Annotated in this window: 16 protein-coding genes; 11 read left to right on the top strand and 5 right to left on the bottom strand. The window is 71.7% G+C overall.

Annotated features, from left to right (window positions below):
* Positions 1-17 precede the first annotated feature (17 nt).
* The 4 genes from ABIA33_RS10600 (at position 18) to ABIA33_RS10585 (ending at position 2,817) form a co-directional block, all read left to right on the top strand.
* Positions 18-245, top strand: a complete 228-nt coding sequence (locus tag ABIA33_RS10600; protein ID WP_370079710.1) for a hypothetical protein — start codon at positions 18-20, stop codon at positions 243-245.
* 57 nt (positions 246-302) lie between these two features.
* Positions 303-1,199: an amidohydrolase family protein gene (locus ABIA33_RS10595; RefSeq protein ID WP_370079708.1), complete on the top strand. Its 897-nt coding sequence runs from the start codon at positions 303-305 to the stop codon at positions 1,197-1,199.
* Between the two features lie 252 nt (positions 1,200-1,451).
* Entirely contained in the window at positions 1,452-2,252 is an 801-nt protein-coding gene (locus ABIA33_RS10590; protein ID WP_370079807.1) for a VOC family protein, read from the top strand.
* A 280-nt stretch (positions 2,253-2,532) separates the two neighbouring features.
* On the top strand, positions 2,533-2,817 hold the full coding sequence (locus ABIA33_RS10585; protein ID WP_370079706.1) for a DUF6296 family protein: 285 nt from the start codon (positions 2,533-2,535) through the stop codon (positions 2,815-2,817).
* A 6-nt stretch (positions 2,818-2,823) separates the two neighbouring features.
* Here the strand turns inward: ABIA33_RS10585 and ABIA33_RS10580 are convergent, their stop codons facing one another.
* A complete protein-coding gene (locus tag ABIA33_RS10580; RefSeq protein ID WP_370079704.1) occupies positions 2,824-3,540 on the bottom strand; it encodes a tetratricopeptide repeat protein in 717 nt (238 codons plus the stop codon).
* A gap of 67 nt (positions 3,541-3,607) precedes the next feature.
* Positions 3,608-3,883: an isoamylase early set domain-containing protein gene (locus tag ABIA33_RS10575; protein ID WP_370079693.1), complete on the bottom strand. Its 276-nt coding sequence runs from the start codon at positions 3,881-3,883 to the stop codon at positions 3,608-3,610.
* Positions 3,884-4,191: 308 nt separating this feature from the next.
* Here ABIA33_RS10575 and ABIA33_RS10570 point away from each other — a divergent pair, with 308 nt between their 5' ends.
* The 4 genes from ABIA33_RS10570 to ABIA33_RS10555 all read left to right on the top strand — a co-directional run bounded on the left by ABIA33_RS10570 (position 4,192) and on the right by ABIA33_RS10555 (position 8,010).
* The gene (locus ABIA33_RS10570; protein WP_370079691.1) at positions 4,192-5,307 is read left to right on the top strand and encodes a hypothetical protein; all 1,116 of its coding nucleotides are present in this window, start codon (positions 4,192-4,194) and stop codon (positions 5,305-5,307) included.
* A 283-nt stretch (positions 5,308-5,590) separates the two neighbouring features.
* On the top strand, positions 5,591-5,995 hold the full coding sequence (locus tag ABIA33_RS10565) for a hypothetical protein (protein WP_370079689.1): 405 nt from the start codon (positions 5,591-5,593) through the stop codon (positions 5,993-5,995).
* Positions 5,996-6,159: 164 nt separating this feature from the next.
* Positions 6,160-6,405 (top strand): hypothetical protein, encoded by a 246-nt coding sequence (locus tag ABIA33_RS10560; protein WP_370079687.1) that lies wholly within the window; start codon positions 6,160-6,162, stop codon positions 6,403-6,405.
* Positions 6,406-6,462: 57 nt separating this feature from the next.
* Positions 6,463-8,010 (top strand): ATP-dependent DNA ligase, encoded by a 1,548-nt coding sequence (locus tag ABIA33_RS10555; protein WP_370079685.1) that lies wholly within the window; start codon positions 6,463-6,465, stop codon positions 8,008-8,010.
* 24 nt (positions 8,011-8,034) lie between these two features.
* Here the strand turns inward: ABIA33_RS10555 and ABIA33_RS10550 are convergent, their stop codons facing one another.
* The 3 genes from ABIA33_RS10550 to ABIA33_RS10540 all read right to left on the bottom strand — a co-directional run bounded on the left by ABIA33_RS10550 (position 8,035) and on the right by ABIA33_RS10540 (position 9,372).
* A complete protein-coding gene (locus tag ABIA33_RS10550) occupies positions 8,035-8,523 on the bottom strand; it encodes an ATP-binding protein (protein ID WP_370079683.1) in 489 nt (162 codons plus the stop codon).
* Positions 8,524-8,644: 121 nt separating this feature from the next.
* A complete protein-coding gene (locus ABIA33_RS10545; RefSeq protein ID WP_370079681.1) occupies positions 8,645-8,872 on the bottom strand; it encodes a DUF2630 family protein in 228 nt (75 codons plus the stop codon).
* 128 nt (positions 8,873-9,000) lie between these two features.
* Positions 9,001-9,372: a VOC family protein gene (locus tag ABIA33_RS10540; protein ID WP_370079679.1), complete on the bottom strand. Its 372-nt coding sequence runs from the start codon at positions 9,370-9,372 to the stop codon at positions 9,001-9,003.
* Positions 9,373-9,540: 168 nt separating this feature from the next.
* Here ABIA33_RS10540 and ABIA33_RS10535 point away from each other — a divergent pair, with 168 nt between their 5' ends.
* The 3 genes from ABIA33_RS10535 (at position 9,541) to ABIA33_RS10525 (ending at position 14,429) form a co-directional block, all read left to right on the top strand.
* Entirely contained in the window at positions 9,541-10,779 is a 1,239-nt protein-coding gene (locus tag ABIA33_RS10535; protein WP_370079677.1) for a styrene monooxygenase/indole monooxygenase family protein, read from the top strand.
* A gap of 63 nt (positions 10,780-10,842) precedes the next feature.
* Positions 10,843-13,596, top strand: coding sequence for an alpha/beta fold hydrolase (locus tag ABIA33_RS10530; RefSeq protein ID WP_370079675.1), 2,754 nt, complete (start codon positions 10,843-10,845; stop codon positions 13,594-13,596).
* A complete protein-coding gene (locus tag ABIA33_RS10525) occupies positions 13,593-14,429 on the top strand; it encodes an ABC transporter permease (RefSeq protein ID WP_370079673.1) in 837 nt (278 codons plus the stop codon). The genes ABIA33_RS10530 and ABIA33_RS10525 overlap by 4 nt, the downstream gene beginning before the upstream one ends.
* Positions 14,430-14,437: the final 8 nt, after the last annotated feature.

Genomic DNA, 14,437 nt, shown 5'->3' with positions numbered 1-14,437 from the left:
CACGCACCCATCTGCGTGTGCTGTCGACTCTCCTCGCCCGGCATGCCGCCGACTTACCCGACGACACGCTCAGCGACACCTCTCGCCAGGACGCCGTCCGTCTGCTCGCCTGGGCCACCTCCGCGGCCGCCCTCGCCGCGGCGGCGCTCTCCGAGAGCGACCCCGCTCAGGCGTCCCGCTACCGCATCCAGGTGCGCGACACTCTCGCCGAGGCCCACGCCCTGGCCTGGTATCCAGGACCCTGACCAGCGGTCAGCCGACCACCGCTCTGGCACCATCTCCTGGTGGAGGTGGTCCTACCCATGGCGATACCCGCCGACGACGAGCAGGTGACCGCGTTCTGGCGCGACCTGGGTCTGCCCGGGCTGATCGACGTACACACGCACTTCATGCCCGAGCGGGTGCTCGCCAAGGTCTGGGCGTACTTCGACGCCGCCGGACCGATGGTCGGCCGCACCTGGCCCATCGCCTACCGGCAGCAGGAGGACGAGCGCGTGGCCACCCTGCGCGCCCTGGGCGTGCGGGCCTTCACCTCGATGCTCTACCCGCACAAGCCGGGGATGGCCGCCTGGCTCAACTCCTGGGCCGCGGACTTCGCCTCCCGCACCCCTGACTGCCTGCACACCGCGACCTTCTTCCCGGAGCCGGAGGCCGCCGAGTACGTCCGCGCAGCGGTCGACGGAGGTGCCCGGATCTTCAAGTCCCACCTGCAGGTCGGCGACTACGACCCCAACGATGCCCAGCTGGACCCGGTCTGGGGCCTGCTGGCCGACACCGGGATCCCAGTGGTGACCCACTGCGGCTCGGGCCCGGTCCCCGGCAAGCACACCGGACCCGAACCGATCGCGCGGCTGCTCTCCCGCCACCCGCGACTGCGGCTGATCGTCGCGCACATGGGCATGCCCGAGTACACCGACTTCCTCGACCTGGCGGTCAACCACCCGGGAGTCCTGCTGGACACCACGATGGCCTTCACCGACTTCAGCGAGCAGCGGGCGCCGTTTCCCAAGGACCAGTCCAGGGACGAGCGGCCCCGCCTCATCGATCTGGGCGACCGGATCCTTCTCGGCAGCGACTTCCCCAACATCCCCTACAACTACGCGCACGCTCTCGAGGCCCTGGCCCGCCTCGACCTGGGCGACGACTGGCTGCGGGCGGTCTGCCACGACAACGCCGAGCGTCTGCTCGCCATCCGCTGAGCCCGACCGCGCGACGCACCGGGACGGCCGACGCTGGGGGGCAGGCAGCGAGGGGTCAAGCGCCGGGGTCGAACACCGGCCGACGGCGCCCCGCATCCACGCGACCCGGGGCGCCGTTGCGCGTCCGGGGGGAAGGCGCGCGCCCCAATCATGTCATGTACACGCGTCCATGCGCCAGCCCGCCCCGCCCTGCCGGAAGGGCACCGCGCGAGGCCCTGGGGGCATGATGGGCTGCATGGAACCGAGGTGGCGATGACAGTACTGGAGCAGGCAGAAAAGCTGGAACGCGAGCGCGTGCCCTGCGTTCCCGGCGCCCCCAGTTGGGTGAGCCTGCTGACCCCCGACCTGGATGCCGCCCAGGCGTTCTACGGTCCGCTGCTCGGCTGGGAGTTCGAAGCCGCACCCGGACATCCGCGCCCGTACGTGCACGCCGCCGTGCGGGGAGTGCGGACGGCCGGGATCGGGGCGCTGCCCGAGGGCTGGCCCTCCGCCGCGGTGTGGACCACGTTCTTCGGGGTGGGCGACATCGACGTGGCGGCCCGGCGGGTGCGCGAGCGCGCCGGCACAGTGGGCCTGGGGCCGGTGGACTTCCCCTCCGGGCGCGTCGCGATCGCCACCGACCCGGACGGCGCCGTGTTCGGTCTGTGGCAGGGCCGGCCCGGGCCGGCCCGGCGGATGCAGCATGCCGGTGCGCCGGTGTGGATCGAACTGAGCAGCGACGCGTTCGCCGCCGCGCTGTTCTACGGAACCGTGCTGGACTGGGCCGCGCTCGACCCGGCGGAGCTGGACGTGTCCTGGGAGCACGAACGCGTCGTCCTGCGCGTGCAGGGCCGCAAGGTCGCGGCCATGCGCACCGCCGATGCCTACCCTCCGGTGCCGATACGCCCGCACTGGCACATCTCCTTCGCGGTCCCCGACCTCGACCGCGCCGTCGAACGGGCACTGAACCTGGGTGCGGAACCGGTCGGCCCGGCGACCGAAGGGCCCTACGGGACGGCGGCCGGTCTGTGCGATCCGCAGGGAGCGGTGTTCTCGCTGATCAGCCCGGCCTGACCGGACGCTGCCACCACTGGGGCCGGTCCGGCCGATCTTCGCGCTGCGGGCGTCAGCGGCTCCGCCGCGGGGCGCGCGCCGTCGCAGTGACACCATGCGGCTCCGTCGCGTGGTGTCACTGCGGCGGTGGGCGCCCCGCGAAGATCGACCGGACAGGCCCTCGGTACCTTTTGCGGCTTTTGCCCGGTGGTGGTACGACGAAGGGTGAGCACGGCTCGCGGTCGCCCGGGATTCGGGCGCGCTTGCGGAGATCCCGACCGACCTCTGGACGGTGGCAGTGATGATGCACAGAGACAGTCCGGCCTTTGAGCTGACCTTCGCGCCGGCCGCGGTGTGGGGCGAGACACCTGAGTCCGATGTCCTCGTCGTGTACCGCACGAAGGAGACCGGGCCCGGCGGGCATCCCGTCTACCGTGACGTCACCGGCACCGTCCGCGCGGAGATCAGCGACCTCGGGGAGGTGCGCATGCTCGCCACCGGCGGCCACCAGGCCCCGCGCCGCCCCAGCGCCTGCCGCGCCCTGACCTCCGCGAGTGCCGCCGAGACCCTCCGTCGCACCGGATGAACGGGTTCAGCCGGAAGGACTCTGAGGCCGTGTCGGATTGACCGCCCGGCGCCGCTGCTCCCACCCGCGCGACGCCTGGGTCGACCGGATCTCGCGCAGCGCGGCCTCGCTCTGCAGCGTCATCAGCGAGCCCAGGGAGTGACCTTCCCTGGCCGGATTGGCCAGGCACTGCTCGTAGAAGGCAGCGGCACGTTCCAGGTCCGCGTCGAGGGTCCGGTACAGCTCGGCCACGCGGTACTGGGCATAGGGGTGGCCGCCCTGGGCGGCGCGGAGGAGGTACTCCAGCGCGTGGTCCACCGGAGCCCGGGTGATCGGCAGAAGCCGATCGAGATAGAGCTCGCCGAGCGCGAGCATCGCCTCCGGTTCGCCGAGCGCGGCGGACTTCCGGTACCACTCGGCTGCGGCGTCGTAGGACTGCACGAAGCCGGCCTGGGGACAGCCCTGCTGGTACAGGGTCCCGAGGTAGTAGGCGGCCCTGCGCGATGCAGGGCTCTGCAGCAACCAGGGGACGGCCCTCGCGTAGTCCCCCTGCAGGTAGAGCACATGGCCCAGCAGCTCGGCCGCGACGGCGTGCCCGCCGACCGCCGCGTGCTCCAGGAAGAACGCGGCCGCCGGCCTGTACTGCCCGCTGTTCCAGCAGTACAGGCCGATCTGGTAGAACTCCTCGCCCGTGGTGGGCTCACGCCCGTCCGCTGTGAAGTTGACACCGTTCCAGACCACCACGGGAAGCCCCCTCGCCGACGTGGCCCCGGTAGGCGGGCCTGGTCGCTTCCACGGTAGTGCGGTCCCGTCAGGTGTGCAGGTAGCTGTTGCGGCCGTCGTGGCCGTCGGCGTCGTGGTCGTCGAACCAGTAGTCGCCATGGGCCAGGTAGCGGAAGTGGACGCGCTGCTCGAGCGGCAGGGTGACGGTCACTGCGCGGGCCCCGTCCTTGCGCGCGGCAAGCGGGTGGGCGCCGGGCTTCCAGTCGTTGAAGTCGCCCACGACGCTGACCTCGCCGCACGGATGCTCGGCGGGCAGGACGAAGGTGACCTCGGTGGTGTTCTTGCGGTTCTTGCGCTCCAGCATGACCGTGGGCTCCCCAGTCAGGTGATGTTTCCGACGATCCTCGCTCACGAGACGCGACGGCGCCGCCGGACGCGGCTGTCCGGGGGCAGCCCCTCACCCGGACAGCGGCACGGGGCGGCACGCGGACCAGCCGGGTGTAGCGCAATTTTTGACTGTACGTCATCATGAGTCTGCCACCACGCATCGTGGTGATCCAATGGGGCTGTTGCTGCCCACCGAGTGAACCGTGCGATCGGCCGGGTACGAGCTCTCACGGATCCGGCCGTCCTCTCCGCCCCACACGACTGCACGGAAGGACCCTCCTCCGTATGCCACGCATCATTCGTGCCGGCTCATCGCGCCGGGCCGCGTCCGCGACGCTCGCAGCGGTTTCCTCACTCGCCCTGGCCACCGGGATCCTCGGCGGAAGCGGTCTCGCTCAGGCGCAGACCACCGCCGGCCCGGCAGCCGGCCACGCCTACCGCCACGGTGCCGTGCCCATGCTCAACTCGGCTGCTCGGCACGGGATATCACGTCCCGCCGCGGTAGCCGCCTCCGCCGCCGACCTCAACTACGGCGGTGCGATCGACGGCATCGGCGTCACCACCGGCGCTCCGAAGGTCTACGTGATCTACTGGGGCACCCAGTGGGGCAAGGCCACGAAGGACAGCAAGGGGCTGTACCACCTGTCCGGCGACAAGGCCGGGATGGCGCCCGACCAGCAGGCCTTCTTCAAGGGACTGGGCACCGGCGGTGAGACCTGGTCAGGAGTCATGACCCAGTACTGCCAGGGAGTCGCGACCGGGGCCCAGAGCTGTCCGGCGAGCGCAGCCCATGTGGGCCACCCGACGACCGCCGGCGCGTTGGCCGGCGTGTGGGTCGACAACACCGGTGCCGCCCCGGCCGCCGCCAACGGACACCAGATCGCCCTCGAGGCGATCAAGGCGGCCAAGCACTTCCTCAACACCACCGCGGCGACCAACCGCAACGCCCAGTACGTGATCACCTTCCCGACCGGAACCAACCCGGACGACTACCAGAACCAGGGATTCTGCGCCTGGCACGACTACAACAAGGACACGACTCTCTCGGGTGGCGCCGCGACCTCTCCGTACGGGGACATCGCGTTCACCAACATGCCCTACCTCCCGGACGCCGGAGCCAGCTGCGGGCAGGGCTTCGTCAACTCCCCCGGAAATCTTGACGGTGTGACCATCGTCGGCGGCCACGAGTACGCCGAGACCATCACCGACCAGAACCCGGCCGGCGGTTGGACCGACTCCTCCGGCGCGGAGAACGGTGACCTCTGCGCCTGGATCTCCTCCGGCCAGGGGGCCTCGCAGAACATCACCCTGGGCACTGGGAAGTTCGCGGTCCAGTCGACCTGGGCCAACGACTTCAACAACGGAGCCGGCGGCTGCGAGGTCTCGCACAAGATCCAGTGACCGCCGACCGGACCGCCGGTCCCCCATCCGGGCCCCTTCCTCGGCCTTCACCACGGCGAGGGAGGGGCCCGCCCGCGCCTGCGGTCCGCCGCACGCCGAGGAGCCGGCACTTTCGCCCGTCCGGACGCATCCGCCGCCGCCCCGATCGCCCTCCGCCCGCCCGCCCTGGACGATGGGCCGCAGCCTGTCCGGGCGCCTGGTCACCAGGGTGACACCCGGCGGGTGCGGTGTGCCCGGCTCGGGCGCACTCTTGGTGGTGGGGCGACCGCTGGAGGTAAGGACGATGGCTACGCCAGACCAGGCTCCCGATCCGTTCGTGCGGGTCGAGCTCACTGGCCACGCGGCCGCGACGACGAGCGTGGCGACCGCCATCGAGTCGGCCTTTCCGCCTCCCGCGCTGACCACGAGGATGAAATCCGACGTGGAGGCCAGACGGAGGGAGCCGATCCCAGGTCTCATGCTCTGGGTCGACACCAGTGTTCAGGTCACTCCGCCCGGCAGCGCGGAAGTAGCTCTTGCCCGGGCCGGGAGCGACACGGTCGTGGTCGAGCTGTCGGGGGAAGCGGGGCCGAAGGACCTGGTCGAGGCATACGTCCGCGGACTGTTCGAGTCGGGGCCGAGTACAGTCGTCCCGGAGTCGGACGATCGACGACTCGAGGTCGACCCCTCCAAGCCGGCCAAGGCCTGACCGGGTCGGGAATCATCGCTGCGTTCAATCTTTGAATCCTTGTTTTCCCCTTGACGGCGTGTCACGCCCCTGGCTTTATGTAATGCAGCGCGCCGGGCCGCTCATGACTCCATTACCTGAAAATCGGCATCGGCGTCCACCCACCGATGTCAAGGAAGAGTCCGATGCTGCTGACGTCCAGTGCCCGGGAAGAAAGACCTCGTTGGTCGGTCGACATCCCGTTCCACACCAGGTCGGGCGGCTCGGGCACGCACACCTTCATCATTCGCGCGACGTCCCTGCAGGAGGCGATCGAGGCCGCCTGGGCCCGGGCGAACACCGAGGACGCCGCGGCTCGTCGCAAGGGCGCCGTGATCGCGGCGCAGAGGCGTCATCTCACCGCCCGCGTGATATCCGCGGACCCGTACTGAGCCACGGACGGCAGAGCCCCGCTGCGCCACCGGGGTGGCCGGGCCAGAATGGGACCCATGCTGCTGCAGCAGGTCGCGGCCACGTCGCGAGCCCTGGCCGCCGAGCCGGCCCGCAATGCCAAGGTGGCGCTGCTCGCCGCCCTGCTGCGCGACCTCGGGCCGGACGATCTGCGCGCGGCGGTCGTGCTGCTGTCCGGGGAGTCCAAGCGGATGCGGGTCGGCGTCGGCCCGGCGGCGCTGCGGGACCTCCCGCCCCCGGCCCAGCAGCCGGGACTCGGCATCGCCGAGACCGAACGGGCGCTGCAGGCCATCGCGGACGTCCAGGGCACCGGCTCGCAGGCCGAGCGGCACCGCCTGGTGACCGACCTCTTCTCCCGGGCCACGGCCGAGGAACAGGCGCTCCTGCGCGGGGTGCTGGGCGGTGACCTGCGTCAGGGGGCACTGGACGCGGTCATGGGGGACGCCGTCGCCAAGGCCTTCGGTGTCCGCACGACGGACGTCCGGCGGGCCCTGATGTTCCGGGGCTCCGCCGCCGCGGTGGCCGCCGCCGCGATGAACGGCGGTGCCGACGCGCTGCGCGCGTTCGGGCTGGAGGTGGGACGGCCGGTCCGGCCGATGCTCGCGGCCTCCGCACCGCATGTCGCCGCGGCGCTGGAGCGGGTCCGCCCCGCTGCGCTGGAGTGGAAGCTCGACGGAATCCGGGTGCAGGTGCACCGGGACGGCGACCGGATCGGTGTCTACACCCGCAGCCTGGACGACATCACCTCCCGTGTGCCGGAGGTCGTCGAAGCGGCCCGCGCGCTGCCGGTGCGCTCGGCCGTCCTGGACGGCGAGGCCATCGCCCTCGGCGCGGACGGCAGGCCCCGGCCCTTCCAGGTCACGGCCGCCCGCGCGGCCTCACGCCAGGACGCGGAGAAGCTGCGCTCGGAGGTCCCGCTGAGCGTCTTCTTCTTCGACCTGCTGCACCGCGACGGCACCGACCTGCTCGACCTGCCCGGCGAGCGGCGCTTCGAGGAGCTGGCGGCCACCGTGCCCCCGGATCTGCGGGTGCCACGCCTGGTCACCGACGACGACGCGGCCGCCGGCGCGTTCTTCCGCGACGCCCTCGCCCACGGCCACGAAGGCGTCGTGGTCAAGGACCCGAGCGCCCCCTACGCCGCAGGGCGGCGCGGAGCCGGGTGGATCAAGGTCAAGCCACGGCACACGCTCGACCTGGTCGTTCTGGCGGCCGAGTGGGGCAGCGGGCGGCGCGAGGGGTTGTTGAGCAACCTGCACCTCGGAGCGCGGGGAGACGGTGCGGAGGGCCTCGGGGAGTGGGTGATGCTCGGCAAGACCTTCAAGGGGCTCACCGACGAGACCCTGGCCTTCCAGACCAGGGAGCTGCTGCGGCGGGAGGTCCGGCGCGACAGCTGGGTGGTCCACGTCCGGCCCGAGCTCGTCGTGGAGATCGCCTTCGACGGCCTGCAGCGAAGCCCCCGCTACCCGGCCGGGCTGACGCTGCGCTTCGCCCGGGTACTGCGGTACCGAGACGACAAGAGCGCGGCGGAGGCCGACACCATCGCCACCGTCAGGGCGCTCGCCGACGAAGGGCTCGATGCCCCCTGATCTGGAGGGGAACGGCCCGTCCGGTCAGGGCTGCGCCACTTCGGCCCAGACGGACTTGCCGGTGCCGTCCTCGTGCACGGTGACGCCCCAGCGGCGGGCGAGGCGGTCGATCACGTACAGGCCGTGGCCTCCGGGGCCTGCGAGGTCCTGCGGGGTGCGCGGTCGGGGGCGATTGGTGCTGGCGTCGTGCACCTCGACCCTGATCAGGCCGGCCGAGCCGCGCAGTTGGAGCGAGGTCGGGCCTCCGGCGTGCAGGCAGGCGTTGGTGACCAGCTCGGAGACCACGAGGAGCACGTCGTCGGCCGACGCCTGCCGGTCGGGGTCGCCGGTGGCGGGGAGCCAGCCCCAGTCACGCAGGCCGTCGCGGGCGAAGTCCCGGCATCGGCCGACCACGCCCTTGCTGCCGAACAGCGCCAGCCGGCGGATCTGGCCGTCCGGGACCCGGCCGTCCGCGGAAGCCTGCGGCAGCGCTCCCTCTCCGGTGGAGCCCTGGTGAGGCTGGCTCGAGTTCATCCGACCTCATTCGCTCACAGGGTCCGGCGGCGCTGGGGGCGCCCGGTGCTTCGTTCGTACGCCTGCCCGCGCTTGAGCGCCGAACACCCCGCCGTCGCTGCCAGGTGTGCGAGCTGCCGCGCTACTGCTGATAGGTCTCCACCGTGCGCACCGGACGGGCCTCGGCGTCGTCCGGATTCTCGCCGTACTCGCGCCGGGCCTGGCGTTGCCGCAACAGGTCCCAGCACTGGTCGAGCTCCGACTCCACGGCGGCGAGACGGGCCGGGTCGGTCTCGGTGGAGGCGCCGCGCAGCGCGTGCTCCTCGTCGATCAGGGAGCGGATGTGGGTGCGGATCTCTTCGTCGCGCATCTGTCCTCCTGGGAATCGGTGATCTTCGCACGGCCGACAAGCTGCTCTCGGTACACGATCTTACCGTCGGCGACTCCGACCGGTCTGGATGTCGGGACATCACGCGGATGTCGCATGGCCCGCGGCCGTCACCTGATGAGTGTGGTCTTGGGGCGCAGTACGCAGAACTCGTTGCCCTCCGGGTCGGCGAGAACGGTCCAGGACTCGCTGCCGGTCTGCCCGATGTCCACCCTGCGCGCGCCGAGAGCGAGAATGCGCTCGATCTCCGCGTCGCGCTCGTCGGGGCCGGGGTTGAGGTCGAGGTGCAGCCGGTTCTTGAGCGTCTTCCCCTCCGTCACCGGCATGAAGCAGATGCCCACCGGAGCGGTCTCCTCGGGGCCGATGACGACCTCACGCTCGCGCTCGGAGAGGATCCGCCAGTCCAGTACCCCGGCCCAGAACCGGGCTTGGGCCGGCAGGTCGCGGGCGTCGACGACGATGTGGTGCAGGGAGACGGTCATGAGGGGAGCTTGCCCTGTCGGGAGGCGGGCTCGCTGGAGATCGGGATGCGCCGTGTGATCTGATTGGCCGCGACTGATGACTCCCGTGCACGGGTGGCGGTACGGGCGGCGCGGCCCCTCTCGCGGGATTGCCTCATCCTTCATCATTTCCCTTCCAAGGAGCCTCCTTTGGCGAAGATACTCATCGTCGGTGCAGGTCAGGCCGGGCTGCAGCTCGCGCTCGGGCTGCAGGCGGACGGTCACGACGTCAGCGTGACCACGGACCGCACACCCGACGAGATCCGCGGCGGCCGGGTCCTCTCGACCCAGTGCATGTTCCGCACGGCGTTGCGGCACGAGAGCGACCTGGGCCTGAACCTGTGGGACGGGCAGGCCCCCGCCGTCGAGGGGCTGGGCGTCTCGGTCAGCGGCCCGGAGGCCGCGCGGGTCATCGACTGGGTCGGCCACCTCGACGGTGCGGCCCAGTCCGTGGACCAGCGCCTGAAGATGCCCGCCTGGCTTGAGCTCTTCGCCGAGCGCGGCGGCACGGTGTCCGTCGCGAGCGTGACCGTGCCCGGCCTGGAGCTGCTGGCGCGCGATCACGACCTGACTCTGGTGGCCACGGGGAAGGGTGAGCTGGCGTCGCTCTTCACCCGCGACGCCGAGCGCTCCCCGTACGCGGCGCCGCAGCGCGCCCTCGCCGTCTCCTATGTGCACGGCCTCGCACCGCGCCCCGAACACGACTTCCCTGCGGTGCGCTGCAATCTCGTTCCCGGCATCGGCGAGCTGTTCGTCATCCCGGCGCTCACCGCCTCGGGACCGTGCGACATCCTCTTCTGGGAAGGCGTGCCGGGCGGTCCGCTCGACGTCTTCGAGCCCGCGCTCGACCCGGCGGACCAGCTGAAGCGCACCCTGGAGCTGATGCGCCAGTACACCCCCTGGGAGTACGAGCGCGCGGCGGGAGGGGTGGAGCTGACGGACGGTCGGGCAACGCTGGCCGGTCGCTTCACCCCGGTGGTGCGCCGGCCAGTCGGCGAGTTCCCGGGCGGCGGGCTGGTGCTGGGCGTCGCCGACGCGGTCGTGACCAACGACCCGATCACCGGCCAGGGGTCCAACGCGGCGGCCAAGTGCGCCGCGAGCTACCTCGACGCGATCCGCGCCCACGGCGACCAGCCCTTCGACCGCGCCTTCATGGAGGCGGCCTTCGACGCCTTCTGGAGCGGCGGCACGGACGTCGTCACCGGCTGGTCCAACGCGATGCTCGCGCCGCCGCCGGAGCACGTGCTTCAGCTCATCGGCGCGGCCGGGCAGATCCAGCCGGTCGCCGACCGCTTCGCCAACGCCTTCGACAACCCCTCGGACCTCCCCTCCTGGTTCTTCAGCCCGGAGGGCGCGAGCGCCTACCTGGGCTCATTCGCCCAGGACTGACCGTCCCGCACCGATTTCCGCCCTCCGGGCACCGGCTCCCCGCTCCTCCGAAAGGCAACCCGCATGGGTTTTCGACTGCTCCGCCCGCGGCGCGCTCTGCTCGCGAGCGCAGCCGCCGTAGCCCTGCTGCTGGGGGTCGGCACCTGGACGGCGGTCGCTTCGCAGCAGCCGGCCTCCGTCCATCAGTCCGACCAGGTGCTGGACTTCCCCGAGTCCCCGGGCAGCAGCCACGTCGTGCGCATCGACACGTCGTACTTCACCACCGGCAGCCCGGACCTGCGCCGTCCCGCCGTTCTGCTCGCGCACGGCTTCGGCGGCAGCAAGGACGACGTTCGCGGGGAGGCGCAGGATCTGGCCAGGGACGGCTACGCCGTGCTGACCTGGTCCGCGCGGGGATTCGGCGCCTCCACCGGGCAGATCGGACTCAACGACCCCAGCGGTGAGGTCGCCGACGTCAGCCGTCTCATCGACTGGCTGGCCCGGCGCCCCGAGGTGAAGCTGGACGCCCCCGGCGACCCCCGGGTGGGGATCGCAGGCGCCTCCTACGGCGGCGCTGTGTCGCTGCTGGCCGCCGGATACGACAAGCGGGTCGATGCCATCGCCCCGGAGATCACCTACTGGAACCTCGCGGACTCGCTGTTTCCTGACGGGGTGTTCAAGAAGCTCTGGTCGGGGATCTTCTTCACCACCGGCTCCACCACCGCCGGTCCCGCAACCAACGGTCCCGCAACCACAGGCTCCAGCACCGCCGGCGCCCCGGCCGGCACCGCCGCGCCGCCTACGCAGAGCGCCGGTTCCGGCTGCGGGCGCTTCACGCCGGACCTCTGCGCGATGTACCAGCGCGTCGCCGTCGCCGGCCGGCCCGACGACGCGGCGCGGCAGATGCTCGAGGCCCGCAGCCCTTCGGCCGTCGCCACCAGGATCAAGGTGCCCACGCTGCTGCTGCAGGGCCAGACCGACTCGCTGTTCCCACTGGACCAGGCCGACCAGGCGGCCCGCGCCATCCGCGCCAACGGCGCGCCGGTCTCGATGGACTGGATCTCCGGCGGCCACGACGGCGGCGACCTGGAGGCCAAGCGCGTCGAACAGCGCACTGTGAGCTGGTTCGACCGCTATCTGAAGGGTGACGCGTCCGCCGACGCCGGCCCCGCTTTCCGGGTCACCCGCACCGGCGGCATCGACAGCACCACCGCCACGGTCCAGCTGAGCGGCGCGAGCGCGACCCGCTACCCCGGGCTCGACGGCATCCTCCGGGCGATCCCGCTCACCGGTGGGGCACAGTCCGTCAACAACCCGGCGGGGGCCGCCCCGCCCGCGATCTCCTCGGTACCGGGGCTCGGCGCGCTGGGACAGCTGTCCGGACTCGGGCTGGGGATCTCCCTCGATTTCCCGGGCCAGTACGCCAAGTTCGACTCCGCGCCGCTGACGCGTGCGCTTCGGATCACCGGCTCCCCCACCGTCCTGGTCCATGTCCGCGCGGACAGCGACGAGGCCGTGCTGTTCGCGAAGCTCTACGACGTCAGCCCGGGCACCGGCGGCACCCAGGTGCTGCCCTCGCAACTCGTCACGCCGCTGCGCGTCACCGGCGCCAGAGCTGGCACGGACGTCCTGGTGCGGCTGCCTGCCGTCGACTACGGCGTCCAGGCGGGGCACCGGCTGCGACTCGTGCTGGCCTCGACCGACCTCGGATACGCCTCGCCGAACGCACCCGCCACCTACACCGTGTCCCTCACCGGAAACGACCTGAGCGTCCCGACCGATCCGGACCTGCGGGCCGTCGCAGTCCCGCTGCCCTGGTGGGTCTGGGGGCTGCCGCTGCTGGGAGTACTGGCGGCGGCCGCCCTGCTGCTCACCGGGCGGCGCCGTACCCTGCCACCGGCGCCGCGAGCGGACCTGGCCGACGTTCCGCTCCAGATCACCGGCCTGACCAAGCGTTACGCACGCTCCGAGGACCGCTACGCGGTGCGTGACCTGTCGTTCCGGGTGGAGCGCGGGCAGGTCCTGGGTCTGCTCGGCCCCAACGGGGCCGGCAAGACCACCACCCTGCGGATGCTGATGGGACTGATCCGGCCCGACGGCGGCGAGATCCACGTCTTCGGTGAGGCCGTCCGGCCCGGATCCCTCGTGCTGTCCAGGGTCGGCGCGTTCGTGGAGGGTCCGGGCTTCCTCCCGCACCTGTCCGGACAGGCCAACCTCGACCTGTACTGGAGGGCCACCGGGCGGCCCCTCGCTGAGGCCCACCTGACGGAGGCTCTGGACATCGCCGGGCTGGGCGACGCCGTGGAGCGGGCCGTGCGCACCTACTCCCAGGGCATGCGCCAGCGCCTGGCCATCGCCCAGGCCATGCTGGGGCTGCCCGACCTGCTGATCCTGGACGAGCCGCTGAACGGCCTCGACCCACCGCAGATCCGGGAGATGCGCGACGTCATCATCCGCTACGCAGCCGCCGGACGGACCGTCATCGTGTCCAGCCACCTGCTGGCGGAGGTCGAACAGACCTGCACCCACCTGGTCGTCATGGACCACGGCGAACTGGCCCAGGCCGGTCCGGTCGCCGAGATCACCGGCTCCGGCGACACCGTGCTCGTCGGCACACCGCTCCCCCTGTCCGACACCCTGCTCGACAAGGTCGCGGCACTCCCCGGGGTCGTCTCCGCACTGCCGACCGACGGCGGCCTCCTGCTCGGGCTCGCCGGAACCACCGTCCCCGACCTGCTCGTCGAACTCGTCCGGCTGGAGATCCCGGTGCACAGCGTCGGACCGCACCGCCGCCTCGAGGACGCCTTCCTCACCCTGATCGGAGGTGCCTCCCGGTGAGCACCAGCAACCCGGCGGGCCGCACCCTGCCTCTCCGCGTCGAAGCCGTCCGCCAGCTGCGCCGGCGCAGGACGCTGGCGATGGCGGCGCTGGTGGTCGCACTGCCACTGATCATCCTGGTGGCCTTCCAGATCGGCGGAGCACCCGCCAACGACCGCAACCAGGTCACCTTTCTGAGCGTGTCCACCGCCTCCGGCGCCAACTTCACCGCCACCTGCCTCTTCCTGTGCTCCGGCTTCTTCATGATCGTCCCGGTTGCGCTGTTCTTCGGCGACACCATCGCCTCCGAGGCGAGTTGGGCCTCGCTCCGCTACCTGCTCGCGGCCCCGGTGCCGCGCACCAGGCTCCTGGTCAGCAAGCTCACCGTGGCCCTGCTGTTCAGCGCCACAACGACGGTCCTGGTACCGCTGGTCGCGCTGGCGGCAGGCTCGGCCGTCTACGGCTGGGGCGCGCTGCAACTCCCCACCGGCGGCTCGCTGGCCGCCGGGGAGGCGGTCCCTCGGCTGCTGGTGGCCATCGCCTTCGTACTGGCCAGCCAACTGGTCACCGCCGCGCTGGCGTTCTGGCTCTCCACGGTCACCGACGCCCCGCTGGGCGCGGTCGGCGGGGCGCTCGGCCTCACCATCCTGGGCAACATCCTGGGCGCGATCACCGCCCTGGGCGGGGCGCGGGACTTCCTTCCCACCTACTGGGCCTACTCATGGATCGACGCGCTCCAGACGCAGCTCCAGTGGAGTGGAATGATCAAGGGGACGGCGATCTCGGCGACCTACGCCCTGGTGCTGTTCGCGCTGGCCTTCCGCCACTTCCGAGCCAAGGACGTCGTGTCCTAGGCACAAAC

Source organism: Streptacidiphilus sp. MAP12-16 (genome assembly GCF_041262165.1).
Lineage (GTDB): Bacteria > Actinomycetota > Actinomycetes > Streptomycetales > Streptomycetaceae > Streptacidiphilus.
Note: the sequence above shows the minus strand (reverse complement) of the source record. Positions and strands in the feature narration are given on the sequence as shown.